10 protein-coding genes and 1 other RNA gene are annotated in these 15,117 nt (G+C 36.0%); 4 read left to right on the forward strand and 7 right to left on the reverse strand.

Annotation, left to right across the window (positions count from 1 at the left end):
* The first annotated feature begins 93 nt into the window (after positions 1 to 93).
* From smpB to KO502_RS16965, 4 genes are all read left to right on the forward strand, one after another.
* Complete coding sequence (gene smpB / locus KO502_RS16950) at positions 94 to 585, forward strand: SsrA-binding protein SmpB (RefSeq protein WP_216023761.1); 492 nt, start codon at positions 94 to 96, stop codon at positions 583 to 585.
* A 123-nt stretch (positions 586 to 708) separates the two neighbouring features.
* Positions 709 to 1,059, forward strand: a transfer-messenger RNA (tmRNA) gene (gene ssrA / locus KO502_RS16955).
* Positions 1,060 to 1,758: 699 nt separating this feature from the next.
* Entirely contained in the window at positions 1,759 to 2,952 is a 1,194-nt protein-coding gene (locus tag KO502_RS16960) for a reverse transcriptase family protein (protein WP_216023762.1), read from the forward strand.
* Entirely contained in the window at positions 2,939 to 3,673 is a 735-nt protein-coding gene (locus KO502_RS16965) for a retron Ec48 family effector membrane protein (protein ID WP_216023763.1), read from the forward strand. The genes KO502_RS16960 and KO502_RS16965 overlap by 14 nt, the downstream gene beginning before the upstream one ends.
* A gap of 262 nt (positions 3,674 to 3,935) precedes the next feature.
* Here the strand turns inward: KO502_RS16965 and KO502_RS16970 are convergent, their stop codons facing one another.
* From KO502_RS16970 to KO502_RS17275, 7 genes are all read right to left on the reverse strand, one after another.
* Complete coding sequence (locus KO502_RS16970; protein ID WP_216023764.1) at positions 3,936 to 5,882, reverse strand: EAL domain-containing protein; 1,947 nt, start codon at positions 5,880 to 5,882, stop codon at positions 3,936 to 3,938.
* A gap of 4 nt (positions 5,883 to 5,886) precedes the next feature.
* Positions 5,887 to 6,522 (reverse strand): transglutaminase-like cysteine peptidase, encoded by a 636-nt coding sequence (locus KO502_RS16975; protein ID WP_216023765.1) that lies wholly within the window; start codon positions 6,520 to 6,522, stop codon positions 5,887 to 5,889.
* A gap of 70 nt (positions 6,523 to 6,592) precedes the next feature.
* Entirely contained in the window at positions 6,593 to 7,195 is a 603-nt protein-coding gene (locus KO502_RS16980; protein WP_216023766.1) for an OmpA family protein, read from the reverse strand.
* A complete protein-coding gene (locus KO502_RS16985) occupies positions 7,192 to 8,589 on the reverse strand; it encodes a TolC family outer membrane protein (protein ID WP_216023767.1) in 1,398 nt (465 codons plus the stop codon). The genes KO502_RS16980 and KO502_RS16985 overlap by 4 nt, the downstream gene beginning before the upstream one ends.
* 122 nt (positions 8,590 to 8,711) lie before the next feature.
* Positions 8,712 to 10,085 carry an HlyD family type I secretion periplasmic adaptor subunit gene (locus KO502_RS16990; RefSeq protein WP_216023768.1) on the reverse strand — a complete coding sequence of 458 codons (1,374 nt, stop codon included), beginning with the start codon at positions 10,083 to 10,085 and terminating at the stop codon, positions 8,712 to 8,714.
* Positions 10,082 to 12,256, reverse strand: coding sequence for a type I secretion system permease/ATPase (locus KO502_RS16995; RefSeq protein WP_216023769.1), 2,175 nt, complete (start codon positions 12,254 to 12,256; stop codon positions 10,082 to 10,084). Before KO502_RS16995 ends, KO502_RS16990 begins: the two co-directional genes overlap by 4 nt.
* A gap of 153 nt (positions 12,257 to 12,409) precedes the next feature.
* A partial coding sequence (locus KO502_RS17275) for a VCBS domain-containing protein (protein ID WP_216023770.1) occupies positions 12,410 to 15,117 on the reverse strand: 2,708 nt, incomplete at its 5' end.

Below are 15,117 nucleotides of genomic sequence, written 5' to 3' on the forward strand. Positions count from 1 at the left end.
CTTTATTCTTTCAATCAAGGATGTAATAACACGTTATTATCAGTATAATCATCGCGTTTGCAGCTTATTGCGGCAAAGAAATGGAAGATAAAAATGGCTAAGAAAAAATCTAAAGATAAATCCAATAGTAATACTATCGCATTAAATAAAAAGGCTAGGCACAACTACACCCTAACCGATAAATATGAAGGCGGTATGAGCTTACAAGGTTGGGAAATTAAAAGTATACGAAGTGGTAAAGTAAACATTTCTGACTGTTACGTACATATTAAAGACCGTGAAGCTTACTTACTTGGCGCTGAAATAATGCCGCTAAATGCTGCATCAAGTCATGTAGTGTGTGAGCCAAATCGCGATAGAAAGTTATTACTTAACCGCAGAGAGTTAGACAAAATCACCGCGGCGGTTGAACGTGATGGTTACTCTTTAATTGCTACCGCAATGTATTGGCGTAAAAACTGGGTAAAACTAGAGTTTTATTTAGGCAAAGGTAAAAAAGATCATGATAAACGTTCTGATATCAAAGACCGAGAATGGGCTGTTGATAAAGGGCGATTAATGAAAAATAAAAACTTAGACCGCTAATACTTTGTTTAATAGACACAGTGGTTAAAAATTACCACGTTGTCTATTGTAAGTAAGCGATGTATAATTAGTTTTATAGGCAGTTCGAGCCTAGAAAGTGTAGAATAAAAAATGTAAAACTTTGGGGCGGATCTAGGATTCGACAAGATTCATGAAACCCAAGGTGCATGCCCAGGGGCGGTTGGCCTGGTAAAAAGCCGCAAAACTATAATTGCAAACGACGAAACGTTCGCACTAGCCGCTTAAGGCTAGCCATCACCTCATAAATTGTCCTGTTGTTTCGAGGATTGATGGTCACCCCAAATAGGATAGCGAGGGAAGCATGCTTAAGGCTGAACCGCGAAATAGTATTAAGCTCACCATGACGAAGCCTGTCGCTTGGCGTCTAATTGGTTAAATAAATAAGCGACTAAGCATGTAGTACCGAGGATGTAGGCTTTTTGGACGGGGGTTCGATTCCCCCCCGCTCCACCAAATAAAGACCTTTTTAGTCTTTAAGTTATACCTAGTGACTTTTAGATTTGGCGATGAACAACAGTGTTATTAAATAATATTTGTTGTTTATGATAAGAAACCGCTTAATTGCGGTTTTTTTATGTCTGAAATTTGTATTAAAATATCCCAATACACGTTGTTCTTTAAGATGTTATTAAGGGGCAGTATTGCTATATCAACAAGTTGCCTTCATACAATTTAGTCACCGAGTGAGTATTTCATATTGATCAAGAATAACCTGATTTTCGTCAATAAGCAGGACTATATTGTAATAACTTAAGCATAGACTTTAGTAACTATAAGTGAGTGTCACCTATAATCAAGCAGAACTTTGTTGGGTTTGATTAAAATTTAATACTTAGAATTATTAATAATCAGCACTATACAGCACAGAGTTAAAGTGTTATTTTTATCTTGCATGGGCGTATCGCTCAGCTTACTGCAATCGTTATTAAAAACATTTGGCTTGTATGCCTTTCACAGGGCGCCTAGCAATAGGCATGTGCTTCGGCCACACCCTCCGACTACTCGAAACCAACAGTAGCCGAGGACGATGGGCTTAATCATAGAAATGGTGGCTGTTACCAAATGTTTTCGATGAATGTAACACCATTTCTTGCGCTCTAGAGGATGAGTTGATTAAGTCTTTATTGTTTTCTTAATTACAAGGACGTACTTTTGGAAAGGTTATCCCCTATAAAATCGTCTTCCAAATCAATTTCTAATAAACTAAACCTGTGTAAAACATTAGATATTACAATTGATGAATTAGATTCCGCGTTAACTCTACCTAACAATCAAAAATATATAACTGCCTATATTGATAAACCAAATGGTGAGCAACGAAAAATACATAAACCTCATTATAAAATACGAAAAATTCAACGACGGATAAACAACCGGATATTTAAAAGACTTGTGTTATGGCCAAGTTATATATATGGGTGTATTCCAAATGAAAAAGACGAGACAACGAACATAACAATCCAAGCTAGAGATTATGTCAGTTGCGCAGCTGAGCACTGCACATCTACTAGCTTATTAAAAATTGATATTAAAGATTTTTTCGATAATATTAGCTTTTATCTTGTCAATGACATGTTTTTAAATTTTTTTAAATATCCTACAGAAGTATCTAAGATACTTAGTGAAATATGCTGTTATAAAGGCAACTTGATTCAAGGAGCATTGACTTCCAGTTACATAGCGGCTCTTTGCTTATGGGACTGCGAAGAAAAGTTAGTAGCCCGCTTAAAGAGAAAGGGATTAAGATATACAAGACTAGTTGATGATATAACGATATCTTCAACTATATCAAATTACCAATTTGATTATGCAATATCATGTGTAACCAATACATTAAATGAAAAAGAATTACCAATAAACCCAGAAAAGACTTCAATCAGTTATGAATCTATAACCCCTTTAATGGTTCATGGTATGAGAATCAACTTCCCAGAGCCTAGGTATCCAGCTAATGAAGTAAAAAAGTTAAGGGCTGCTGTCCATAATATTGAAAGACTAGCGTCTGAACCTGGCTATAGAATAACATTTGCATATCGTAAAGATTTTAGCAGGTGCATGGGGCGTATTAATAAATTAAAAAGAGTCAAACACTCTTCTCATGGGAAGCTAGTTAGTCGATTACAAAAAATATTACCATTACCAGCCAAGGTTGATATAAAACGAGCTAAGATCATGGTTGATCGGCTAGTAAAAGACTTCGATGAAAAAAAAGATACATATTGGTACCACCGAAGGTTTTATAGAGCTCATGATCGATTAAATGTTTTACAACGAACATACAATAAAACATCTAAAATATTAAGAGAAAAGTTAAAAGGAAAGTCTCCTACTTATGACAACAAATAACTCACTTATCAGCGAATCATATTCATTGTTTTTTAATATTTTTAAGTGGGCATTAATAGTAAGTCTAATTTTCCTACTGCTTTCTATCATTGCAACAACAATTTCAGTGTTCAAGTCTCCTGATGTCGGCTTCTCTTTTTGTTTAACTAATGACTGCTTAAAAATGACAATTAACTTATACTCTGCTTCTATACATATTATGCAAAGTATATTGATTTTATTTACTTCTATAGCAACAATAGGCGGTATATTTATTGCACTTAAAAGCTATATCAATACATATAATAGTTCGCTATTACATAATCATATTTCACACTTTACTTTATTCAAGGACTTCTTTAAAAGCGAGATAGATAAAAGAGATAAATTAAAAATATCAAACTTTGATATTTTTAGATGGTATAATTTGATGTATCCTGATTCTAAAATAGGTTCGATGAATACTTCCGATAATTACATAGATATAATCACCAATATAAATGTAGTTATTGCATCATCAAACGAACAAGTTAGCATAGCGTCAGACGGTTCATTTCTTTACAGAAAACATCAACATAAGTTAATAGAGGCCACCTTAGTTCTTGGGGTTGAGTTAAGCACATTGCCTAGGAATAACTTCTATGATGTAGAAACACAATTGTTATCGCTAATTTCCGTGATAAATAATGAATTTTGTGGTGATAGTCGAATAGCTAAAATAGAGAAAAGAGATTATATTTAACAATAATATTTTAAGTGGTTGATAAAATGATAAATTACAAAGGTTCGATTCCCTCCACCAAATAAAGACCTTTTTAGTCTTTAAGTTATACCTAATGACTTTTAGATTTGGTGATAGACAACCACTGTTAATAAACAATTAGTGTTTATGACAAAAAACCGCTTAATTGCGGTTTTTTATGTCTGAAGTTCGCTATCGTTAAGTTAGCTCAACAAGGTTAAAGCCTAGCTATAGTTGTTATTGCATAACTAGGTTTTAATTATTACGAGGTAATCGTTTTAATTTCTACCGGTCTATTGATATAGCCTTGATAACCCTCAGCCCTTAACGGTTTAATCGTTTGTAAGTGCTTGTCGTCTTCAATACCGGTAATGATAACTTTAATACTTAAACCTTTGGCAATATTGACTAATGCCCGACAAAGTTCAAAGTTTTGTAGGTTTTCTTTATTGGTTTCACTGTCGTAGCAAGCCAGTGACATATCTAACTTAATGTAGTCAGGTTTTAGCTCTTGCAAGTACGTTAATGAGCCCATTTGTCTACCACAGTTATCAACGCCAAACTTAGCACCTGCAGCTTCAATAATTTCACGCAATTGTATTGATGCAGCTAAATTTTGAGTAATACCTGCTTCTGATGTTTCAAAGTGAATTCTTTCTGGCTTTTCTACATTATCTAAGTAATTCTTAAGCCACTGATGGAACTCGGTGTTGGGGATACATTTGCGAGATAAATTAACAGCAATAGGATCGTTATTTAAAGAGAATAAGTTATCAGAAACAATTGCATCTAATATACAGCGGTCTAATTTAGAGCCCAACGATAGCTGTTCAATATAAGGCATAAACTGCCCTGCTGGCATTATTTTACCTTCAATCTCTAAACGACAATAAAGTTCACGATGGATTACTTTGTTATCAGTACATTGTTGAATAGTCTGCCATTGAAAAATAAAATCATTATGGTCGATCGCTTTTACTAATTGCTTTCTCCAGTCTTCTTTGCTGAATGCTTTTTCTGTTTCGAGGTAAAACCAGTGATTCGTTTTTTGGTCGTTTAATGCTTTTTGTAAGGCGCTATCGGCTTGTGATAATAGCTCTTCTCTAGTTACATCGTCACTACGCTGCGCAATACCAATAGCAAACTGTTTATTAGGCTCAAAGCCTGCATTGATAATTTCTTGGTTTATTAGGCGAATTAGTGATTGTAAGTAATGACTGACTTGTTCTTTTTCTGCGTTACGGATTAAGAAAGCAAACTCAGTATTAGAGATACGAGCAACTAAAGTTTCATCAGGTTGCGGCAGTTTAGTTGATAATTTATTGGCAAACGTTTTAATGGTTTGATCTCGCATTTGATAACCGAACTTGCTGTGTACTTCGTCTAGCCAACTAAAATCAGCTAATAAAAGTGCACCAAAATCTGGCTCACTCAACCAACTGTTTAATTGTCCGGTTAGGTATAAACGATTTGGAAGCTGCGATACTTGGTCACACAATGTATGCTTTTTCAAGTTGTCTACTTCATCATCTAAGGCATTAAATACATGCTTTAATTGTCCTGACATTGAGTTTATTGCGACTACAACTTCTTTTAATTCTGTGGTTGATGGCATGGCCATTTTAGAGTGAAACTTTCGTTGAGAAATATCTCTGGCGTGCTTTGCCACTTGATCTAATGGTTTTAAAATAACCTTTAATCGTAAACGTAAAGCTATCACTGATAGTAAAAACAGCGCCGACAACACCATAAGAGTGTCATTCATGATCCGCCATAATTCGCGATACCCTATTGCAGGGTTAGCTTCTACTTTAAGCGTTGCAAGTTGTAACCAACCTGAAGTGATTAATACTTCTTTGCTTTGTGTTTCAAAAAGGTTTAAATCGGTAAACCAATTAGGCACATTTTCTATAGTAATATTATTTTCCCAGACGTCTTGCTTTTGATTAGCAATCCAAGTGAGTTGTACTTTTTTATAAAAACCACCTTCAAAAATTACATTCACTAGGGTATTTGCAGCAACTTCATCGCCTATTTCTAAATGAGGTTTGAGTCCTAAACTAAGTGATGTGACTGTGTTATTTAAGTCTGATTCCATTTGTTCAATCATAAAACTTTTAGTTTCAGTAAACTGAAAATAGACCAAGCTCGACATCATTAATAAAAACAATGTAAATAACAGTGAGTTTATTTGATTAAATAGCGTCATTATTTTACTCCATTCTCAATTTCGGTTGTTTCATGTTCAATATCCCCATGCGCTGATTTAAGTCGGTCCATTGTTTAAGGCGTTGTGATTTACCGGCAAGAACACCTTGGTTTTTCTTTTTATTAAGCCAAAGCTGCTTACCGTTAAAACTGTAAACAGGAATAAGATCTTTACGCTCGGTGGCGGGTTTAATACTGCCAATAATGTTGTCAAGAATCACCGGTATTGAACCTGGCGTATGATAATAAGCAACAACCATGTGATATTGATTTAATGTTACGGCTTTAACCATGGTAATTCGCATTTTTTCATCAGGAACACCAAGCTCTAATAACGTAAAGTATTTAGCAATAGCAAAGTCTTCGCAATCTCCCGCATTAGCACCTAAAAACTCAAGTGGCGTTGCCCAGTAATTAGATTCACCCCACAGTCTTATATCACTGGTAAAATGTAATTGATTGAAGAAGTTATTTACTTTTTCCAGTTTATTATCGTCATCAAGTGGGTAAGACTTGTCGATTAGTTGAACCCAAGCTTTTCCTCTTTTTCCTGCTCGTTCTCCGTAGTTACTGGTAAGCGCATTTACAATTTGTGCTTCGTCTAATTTAGTCGTTTTTTTTGCGTGTAAGATAGCGTTCATAACCAGCAATAATGTACTGATTATTAGTATTTTAAAAACGAGTAAAATACTTTTATTGTTCACTAATCATTTACTCTACTTCATTATCAACGCTATAAATGGTCCACTTCATTTCGACAAAACTTTTATCACTGCTAATTTCGGCAACAATTCGTCTATTTTTTTGATGGCTCAATTCGTCATACCCTGCGGATATGAGTTTACTTGAGCCATAACCTACTGTAGTAATACGATTAGCTGCTATTCCGTATTCTTTCGTGAGCTTATTTTTAATCGCTAGCGCTCTATTTTCAGAAAGCTTCAAATTATGTTTAGCTGTTCCTCTAATGCTTGTGTGCCCTTCAATTAACACGGTAATATCTGGATATTCAGACATAAAAATAGCTAAACCTTCTATTTCAGCATTGTATTTGTCTTTGACTGCGTAAGAGTTGATATCAAAGTTAACATCAAGTCGGTGTCGTATGGTATAAACCGTCTTTGAGCCACAGCCATTATTATCAACTTTGGCACCCGCATTACTTTCTGGGCATGCATCTCTAGCTTGAATAATACCGTCACCTTCACTATCAGAAAGATCATATTTTTGTACTGTTGGCTCTGGTGTCATATCAATAATGTGTGTTGAACAAGCCGAGATAAATAACACACATAGACATACTATAAACTTCACTTTTCGTCCTCTTCGTAATCATTTTCGCCTAACCAGCTATTTGGTCGAGTCACTCGTAACGCTTCTACTAGTAATCCCATAGAATGCAATATTCTGTATTGCGCTGAAATTTCAGAGAATTCAGCTTCTAAGAAGTCACGACGAGCTTGATATAGTTCATTTTCTGTATCTAATAAATCGAGCAGACTACGTCGCCCTACTTTAAACTGATCTATATAGTCTGATTGGGTATTTTTAGAAGAAACCACATGTAATTTTATATATTTCTTTTGTAGATTTAACTGCTCAAAAGCATTCCAAGCTAGGATAAAACCTTCAGTGACTTGGCGGTTAATATTTTTATTGAGTTCTTGCGCTTCATTTATTTTATAAGCGGTTTCTTTTGCATAAGCACTGTGTCTACCGCCAGAAAAAATATTGTATGAAACACGCAACATTGCTGCTACTTCGTTATTTTCACCACCAACATCACCCAAGCTAGTAATGCCATCTTCACCATCTAAATTGTCATTGTAATTTGCAGTAATTTCAAAAGAGACTTTAGGGTAATAATTAGATTTAGCTGCTTTGTATTGTGCGCGAGCGGCTTTAACATCACTCACTGCCGACTTCATTACAGGGTGATTTTGAAGTGTTTTTTCCAATCCTTCAGCTTCTGTTTGAGGTAATAAAGCAGCATCAGGGATCGGAATCACTAAGTTTTTAGGTCTTTGCTCTACAACTCTATAGAAAATAACTTCGCGATCTAAGTAGTTATTTTTAGCGGCGATTAAGTTAGAGTGCGCTTTAGCTAAACGGCCATCTATTTGTGACAAATCAGCTGAGCTACTAAAACCAGACTCTGTTCTTTGCTTAATTTGTTCATAAATATCTTGATGTGATTTTAGGTTTCGCTCTGCTAAACCGACTAATTGCTTAGCCTTAATAACATCAATATAAACTTTACTCACCTCTAACGCTAAATCTTCAGCAATGCCGTTTAAACGCCATTGATCCGCTCTAGCGGTTGAGCTAGTACGATCTACTTCACTTTGGGTATGAAAGCCGCTAAACAACTCTTGTTTAACAATTAAGCCGAGTTCACGTCGAGCTAATTCAGCCGTATCTTCTCCATTAGTCGCTATTTGTCTACGCGTACCAGGACTATCGGTGTATTCGTAACCAATAGCAGCTGAGGCGTCAACAGTTGGTAAATAAGCAGCTTTTGCTTGATCTACTTGTTTTTCGCTGACTTTAAAGCGAGTGTAAGCTGCCCTTAATTCAGGGTGAGTGTCAAAGGTAAATGCTACCGCTTGCTCAAGGGATTGAGCACTAACTGTTGTCTGAAAAAACATGGCAAAAGACAAAAGTGATACTGTGCCAATGCTTCTTCGCCTAAAATTTTTTTGTTTCATATTAATCCATACTTCTAATATAAATACATAGCTTTTATAAACGTCGTTATGAACTAGGTGTTTATAAAAGCTATTACGATTTTGAGCGAGTACATAATATTTAACTTATGTACTCAATATTTTTAATATTCTCTAAGCGCTAGCTCTTTAGCTCGCATAATAGGATTGAGAATATATTCGAGTACTGTTCGTTTACTGATAATGACATCAACACTTGTCATCATTCCCGGAATTATTGGCATAATGGTATTATCACGACTATGCATGTTTGATTCGTTTGTTCTTACTCGTATAATATAAAAGCTATTGCCATCTTCATCTTGTGTGGTGTCTGCACTTATATGCTCTACTACACCTTCAAGGCCACCATAACGCGTAAAATCATATGCGGTAACCTTTACCATAGCTTTTAGCCCAACCGAGATAAATGCAATGTCTTTAGGAATAATTTTAGCTTCGACTAGAAGTTTATCTTCTGATGGTACTATTTCGAGTAATACTTCTCCTGGTTTGATAACACCACCAAGTGTTGTAATACGTAAGGTTTTTACCGTACCAACAACGGGAGATAATATTAACGCTTTGCTTACTTTATCTTGCGCACCAACTTGCGCTTCGTTTAAGCGTGAAAGCTTAGCTTGCAATTCATTTAATAAAGCTCTCGCATCAGCTCTATATTTATAAACAGCTTCGCGGCGCTTTAAAATGGCTTCATCAAGTGAAGACTTCACTTTAGGTTTTAATAATTCTAAAGCGCTAAGCTCACCTTCTAAGTCATTAACAATACGTTTTAGCTTTAATAATTCAACTTCAGGGACTATCTTTTTCTTTGCTAAAGGAATTGTTAATTCAAGCTCACTATTTGCTAACGCTAAACTACCTTTGAGGGTAGATATTTTAGAAGTTAGCTCTTTAACTTCTTGTTCACGTTGGGTTATCTGTTGACCTTGAATAGCGACTTGGTTTTCAATGTTATTTAAGCGTGTATTGTACTCGTCTTGATTACGAATCACGAGTTCTAGAGATTTATTAGTAAGATCGTCCGGAAATTGTAGTTGCGTTTTTTCTATTTTTACCTGTAATTTCCAGTCTTCAACATCTGCAACTAACACATTACTTAGTTCGGTACGTAATCGAATAATATTTGCTCGTAATGCATCGACTTCTTGTGTTTGTTGCGCCATATCTGAGCGAAAACGCGTATCGTCTATTCGCGCTATCACTTGACCTTTGGTGACTTGCATACCTTCTTTAACATACAGCTCTTGTAGTATACCACCGTCAAGACTTTGAATAATTTGTACTTGTGTAGAGGGAATTATTTTTCCTTCGCCACGAGTTACCCGATCTAATTCAGCAAAATAAGACCAAATAAGAAAACAGCTGAAAAGAGCCGCTAATGCCCAAATAGTTAAACGATGGGCCGTTGGGGTTTGTGTTAAAATAGCACCATATACATCATCTGCCATTTCTAAATCTTCTTTACTTATTTTCATCCTTGAGCCCCTTCTTTAGCAGCATGTAGCTTGCCTGTTTTTAGTTGCTCTAAGATGAATGATTTTTCTCCGTCCGCGACTAAGTGACCGTTATCCATCACAATAATACGGTCAACTAATTGCAATAAGTGCATTTTATGAGTGATGAGTAGTAGAGTTCTATTTTCAGCTGTTTCTTTCATTGATTTAATAAATAGCTTTTCTGCGCGAGCATCTAAACTAGCGGTGGGTTCATCAAGCAATAACATTTGCGGATCATTTAAAATAGCTCTTGCTAATGCCACAGCTTGGCGTTGACCGCGCGATAATGATAAACCACCCTCTCCTACTTGTAGATCAAGGCCTTGTGACTCCATATCAGTAAATAAATTAACACCTGATAATTGCACCGCTCGCATTAATTGATATTCGGTTACTTGCTTAGTACCAAAGAGGATATTGTCTTTAATTGAACCATGAAAAAGTACAATATCTTGCGGTAGATAGCCTATGTTACGACGCAAGTCACTTGGGTGAATTTGTCCTTGATGTAAACCGTCATAACGAATACTACCCTGCTTTGGGCTAAATAAGCCTAAAACCAACTTAGCTAGTGTTGTTTTTCCTGAGCCATTACGACCAATAATTGCTATTTTTTCTCCAGGCGCTACTTTGAGTGATAATGGATAAATAGCCTGTTTTTCAATCTCAGGATAATTAAAGTTAACATGTTCTAAAACAATATTACCTTCAAGTTTGGTATGTGTGCCTAATTGACCTTTGCTTTCAAATTCACCTTCTTGATTCATAATACCATCAAGCTGTCTTAATGAACTTACCGTTTGGTTGTAACGAGTCATTAATGAGGCTATTTTTGCCATAGGTCCTACTGCTCGACTTGATAACATCACTGCAGCAATTATTCCGCCCATTGAAATAAGTCCATCAGAAACGCGGTATACTCCTAAAATAATAACCGCAACGACAACCATTTGTACTATAAAACTAGAAAAATTAGCTACTGAGTTAGTAATAACTTTGGTTTTAAGTTGCCAGTTAGACGTATGACCAAGCATTTGTTGCCATGCATTTTGTACTATGCCTTCAGCGCCATTTGCTTTAATTGACTCAAGAGAAGATAAGCTTTCAACAAGATGACCATGGCGTAAGCCTGAAAATTTATTACTTTCTTCAATCGCGTGTCGTAACTTAGTTTGTACTAAAAAGGCATAACCTAAAATTAATACCGTTGCGATAACTGAAAATACAGCGAGATCTCCAGCGACAATATAAATAATAAAAACAAACAGTATTGAAAAAGGTAAATCAACTAACGCGGTTATAGTCGCTGAAGATAGAAAGTCTCGAACGCTTTCAAATTCACCAATTTGTTTAGCCATGCCACCAACACTAGGGGCTTTTTTTTCTAACGATATTCCTACAACTTTGGCATACAATTTCGAAGAGGTTTGAATATCAATTTTCTTACCTGCGACATCAATTAAATAGCCTCTTAACTGTTTAAGTACAAAATCGAAGATATATGCAATAGTTGCTCCAACGGCAAGTACCCATAAGCTTTCAAAAGCTAAATTAGGTACTATTTTGTCATAGATATTCATAACTAATAGCGGTGAAACTAAAGCGAATATATTCACTAAAATTGAGGCAATAATCACATCACGATATATAGGTGCGGATTCTCGAATGGTATCCCACAACCAATGCTCTTGTGCATCAGCAATATGTACATCAAAGTCTCGATCTGCGTGATACTTTTGCTTTATTAAAAATAAATAACCAACATAAACTGACTCTAATTCTTCAATAGTAAGTTGTTCTTCACCGCCAGTTTCAGGTAATGAAATAATAGCGACATTGGCTTTAAAATCTAACGACTGCAATATGCAGGCTTTTTGATCTTTTAGCATTAAAATACAAGGCAGTAACATTTGCGGAATGTTATCAAGGCTTTTGCGACTTAATTTAGCACTTAAGCCTGCTCGCATAGCTGCTTGTGGTAATAATTCAGGGGTTAGTACGCTACTCGTTAAAGGTAAACCTGCAGCCAGTGCTTCAGCTGAGCAAGGGTTACCAAAATTTTCACTTAATAAAACTAAGCAATCTAAGAGCGGATCTTCACTAATACGTTGTGAGCTATTAATTGTCCATTGAGACTTTTCTGATGTCATTTAAATGCTTGTGCCCATGAAATTATTACCTAAGTATATAACTTATAAAGAAATATATGAGGAATAATTTACAATATATGTAAATTATTATTGCGTTAAGTTGTATCGCATGTTCAAACGATACAACTTACATTAACTTACCTGATTTATAGGTTATTCATCAGGAAGTGGTTCTATGGTAACCATGTCAACCACACTACTATCACCAATAAATAATGAACCTTTATGGTCACCCGTTAGCATGTCGTTAATAATGGTAACGTCATCATCACCTAAGTCGACATTATCTAAAACAATTGTTTGAGTAACTACATTATCGCCGTCAGCATGTACGGTAATTGTTGTGTCAACACCATCACTTTCAAAGTCTAAAAACTCGTTTAGGTTATCACCATCACTCAAGTGTAAAAGATCACTAATATCAATTACATCTTCGTTTAAATCAAAACCATTGATATGATCTGTGCCTGTGTCGTTATCTAACCAAATAAAGGTATCTGTATCTAAACCACCTGACATAGTGTCATCGCCTAACCCACCAATTAAAGTATCACTGCCGTCATCTCCAATAAGTATGTCATTACCGATCCCACCATTTAATGTATCATCACCTTCATCACCGCGAAGAACATCATCACCACTATTACCAATTAGTGTGTCATTACCCTCGCCTCCACGAAGTGCATCGTTACCATTCGAACTTGCATCTAAGTAATCGTTACCTGTTAAGGTGTCATTACCTGCAGCGCCAAAGGCGGTTAAATTGCCACCACCGCCGTAAACAATATCATCGCCGACACCAAGGTTAACAGTATCGGATATAGGCTGTAATGGTGCTAATATGGATGTTTCTAAATTCCCATCTGCATTAGTAATATCGCTTAAGCTCATAAAGTCAGTATCAGCAAAAAATGCTTGTGTTGTACCGTCACTTTCACTATTAGGAATAGATGTGCCGGTGTATACAGTATTATTCCCCGTACTAAAGCTTAACTCGACATAATCATTACTACTGCCAGAATTGATGGTAAGGTCAGCTGATTTTGATATTTCGGTATAGATTTGCTCAGCTGTATCCCCGCCATGAAAAGCAGCAAACTGACCATTTAAAATTGCATTACTATCAGTAGTGTAGGCACTGACTATAAATGAATCTACACCACTATTAACGTCACCCGTAATGTTGCTGCCTAAGCTACTATAAGTATTTTCAGAAGTTACATTTTGCACTCTTACACTTATTTCTTTAGTTGTAGAGGCACTTTCACCTGTAGACTGTTCGGTACTTGTTGCAACTACATTCAATGTGTAAATGGTAGCTTCATCAACATTTGGTACCGTTAAGGTTAAGTTATCTAAATCCCAATCAGTTACTGTTGCTGAGGTTATTGAATTATTGGCTGTAAATGAATTTACTCCATCTGACAGTGTAGCACCACTAGGTATATCTTGAATATCAAGAGTAAGAGCTTCAGTAGTATCTACTAACGAAGTAGAAATACCCGGTAAGTTTATTGGAGTGCCTTCTGCACCGATATCGTAAGTATGACTAAGCGATAAATTATCAAGTAAACCACCTGTGGAGTCACTATCAGTTGCTTTAAATTCAAGTCTATATTCACCATCAGCTTCCACTTCTAATGGGATGCTATAAGATTGAAAACCAACGTTTTGATTATCTAGTGTTGCGACTACTACACCATTCCACATAACCTCAACCACTGAGTCTTCTAATGAGCCAGCTCTTGGTGAGTAATCAAATGAGACTGTGTATATGTCACCTTCTTTAGCTTCAATTGTTGTGTAAATATTTGATGCATCACCATGGTGGCGCTCTAATTCAATAACGTTATTATCTTTTTCGCCATCTCTAATATAAGTATCTTGTAAACCTATTTCAATTTGATTATTTGAATTATCTGTCTGCCATTTCCCATCAAGTAATTTGCTTACATCTGCACTGCTTGTATAAGAATTTCCATTTAAATCATATTCATCAAAGCCTGTTTCAACAACGATATTATTTGGCGTTATTGTTAAGTTTGGAGCATCAGGTTTAGGTGTTACAGACGGATCAACGTTTGCAATATTACCATCTGCTATACCGTCATTAGGTGTTAATTTGAACGCTGGTAAGTCTGTTCCTTCATTAACTAACGTTAAGCCTGCTTCAGTTAAAACAACTTTATTACCATCAATTTTATAGTGAGTAGTATCATCTAGGCTTACGTTAACAGTATCACCATTATCTGGGTCTTTAGTAGTAAAGGTTGCAACTGTAGAGCCTACTTTATTGCTCGCCGCATCTTCAGTGAAGTTGAAAGTTTCAACGAGAGTAATACTTGGTTTATCATTATTACCATTAATAGTAATAATGACCGTTTGGCTCGTTACACCATCTGCACCCAATACGATAAACTCTTCAGTTAAAATATCACCGTTACCTAAAGCTTGAATATCAGTATTACTATTTCGTGCTGAATATGACCAATCGCCACTTTCTGAAACTCTAAAAGAACCATAATCTCCTGCTACATTAGTTTGAGCAATAAATAAATTCTCTCCTGCATCACCACCCGAAATAGTTAAACTACCTGATGTTCTTAATGAAGGTGCGCTGTCTTCTGTAACACTACTAGTATTATCACCGGTAATTGTTGGAACATCATCGGCGCCGGTAATAGTAATAGTTTGGGTTTCGATAGTGCCATCATCACTGGTGAAAGTAATTGTATCGGTTAAGGTTTCCCCCTCTGGTAAGGCTTGTACATCTGCATTCGTATTATCAAGGCTGTAAGTCCATTGCCCCCCGGCATCAACCACAACCGTACCGTAGTTAGCGGTACTACTCGCTAATGTGC

The organism is Colwellia sp. E2M01, assembly GCF_018860585.1.
Lineage (GTDB): Bacteria > Pseudomonadota > Gammaproteobacteria > Enterobacterales > Alteromonadaceae > Colwellia.

Excerpts from the sequence above, each read along its gene's own strand:
- smpB (WP_216023761.1), top strand. The coding sequence starts at position 94 with ATGGCTAAGAAAAAATCTAAAGATAAATCCAATAGTAATACTATCGCA.
- KO502_RS16965 (WP_216023763.1), top strand. The coding sequence starts at position 2,939 with ATGACAACAAATAACTCACTTATCAGCGAATCATATTCATTGTTTTTT.
- KO502_RS16970 (WP_216023764.1), bottom strand. The coding sequence starts at position 5,882 with ATGACGCTATTTAATCAAATAAACTCACTGTTATTTACATTGTTTTTA.
- KO502_RS16975 (WP_216023765.1), bottom strand. The coding sequence starts at position 6,522 with ATGAACGCTATCTTACACGCAAAAAAAACGACTAAATTAGACGAAGCA.
- KO502_RS16985 (WP_216023767.1), bottom strand. The coding sequence starts at position 8,589 with ATGAAACAAAAAAATTTTAGGCGAAGAAGCATTGGCACAGTATCACTT.
- KO502_RS16990 (WP_216023768.1), bottom strand. The coding sequence starts at position 10,085 with ATGAAAATAAGTAAAGAAGATTTAGAAATGGCAGATGATGTATATGGT.
- KO502_RS16995 (WP_216023769.1), bottom strand. The coding sequence starts at position 12,256 with ATGACATCAGAAAAGTCTCAATGGACAATTAATAGCTCACAACGTATT.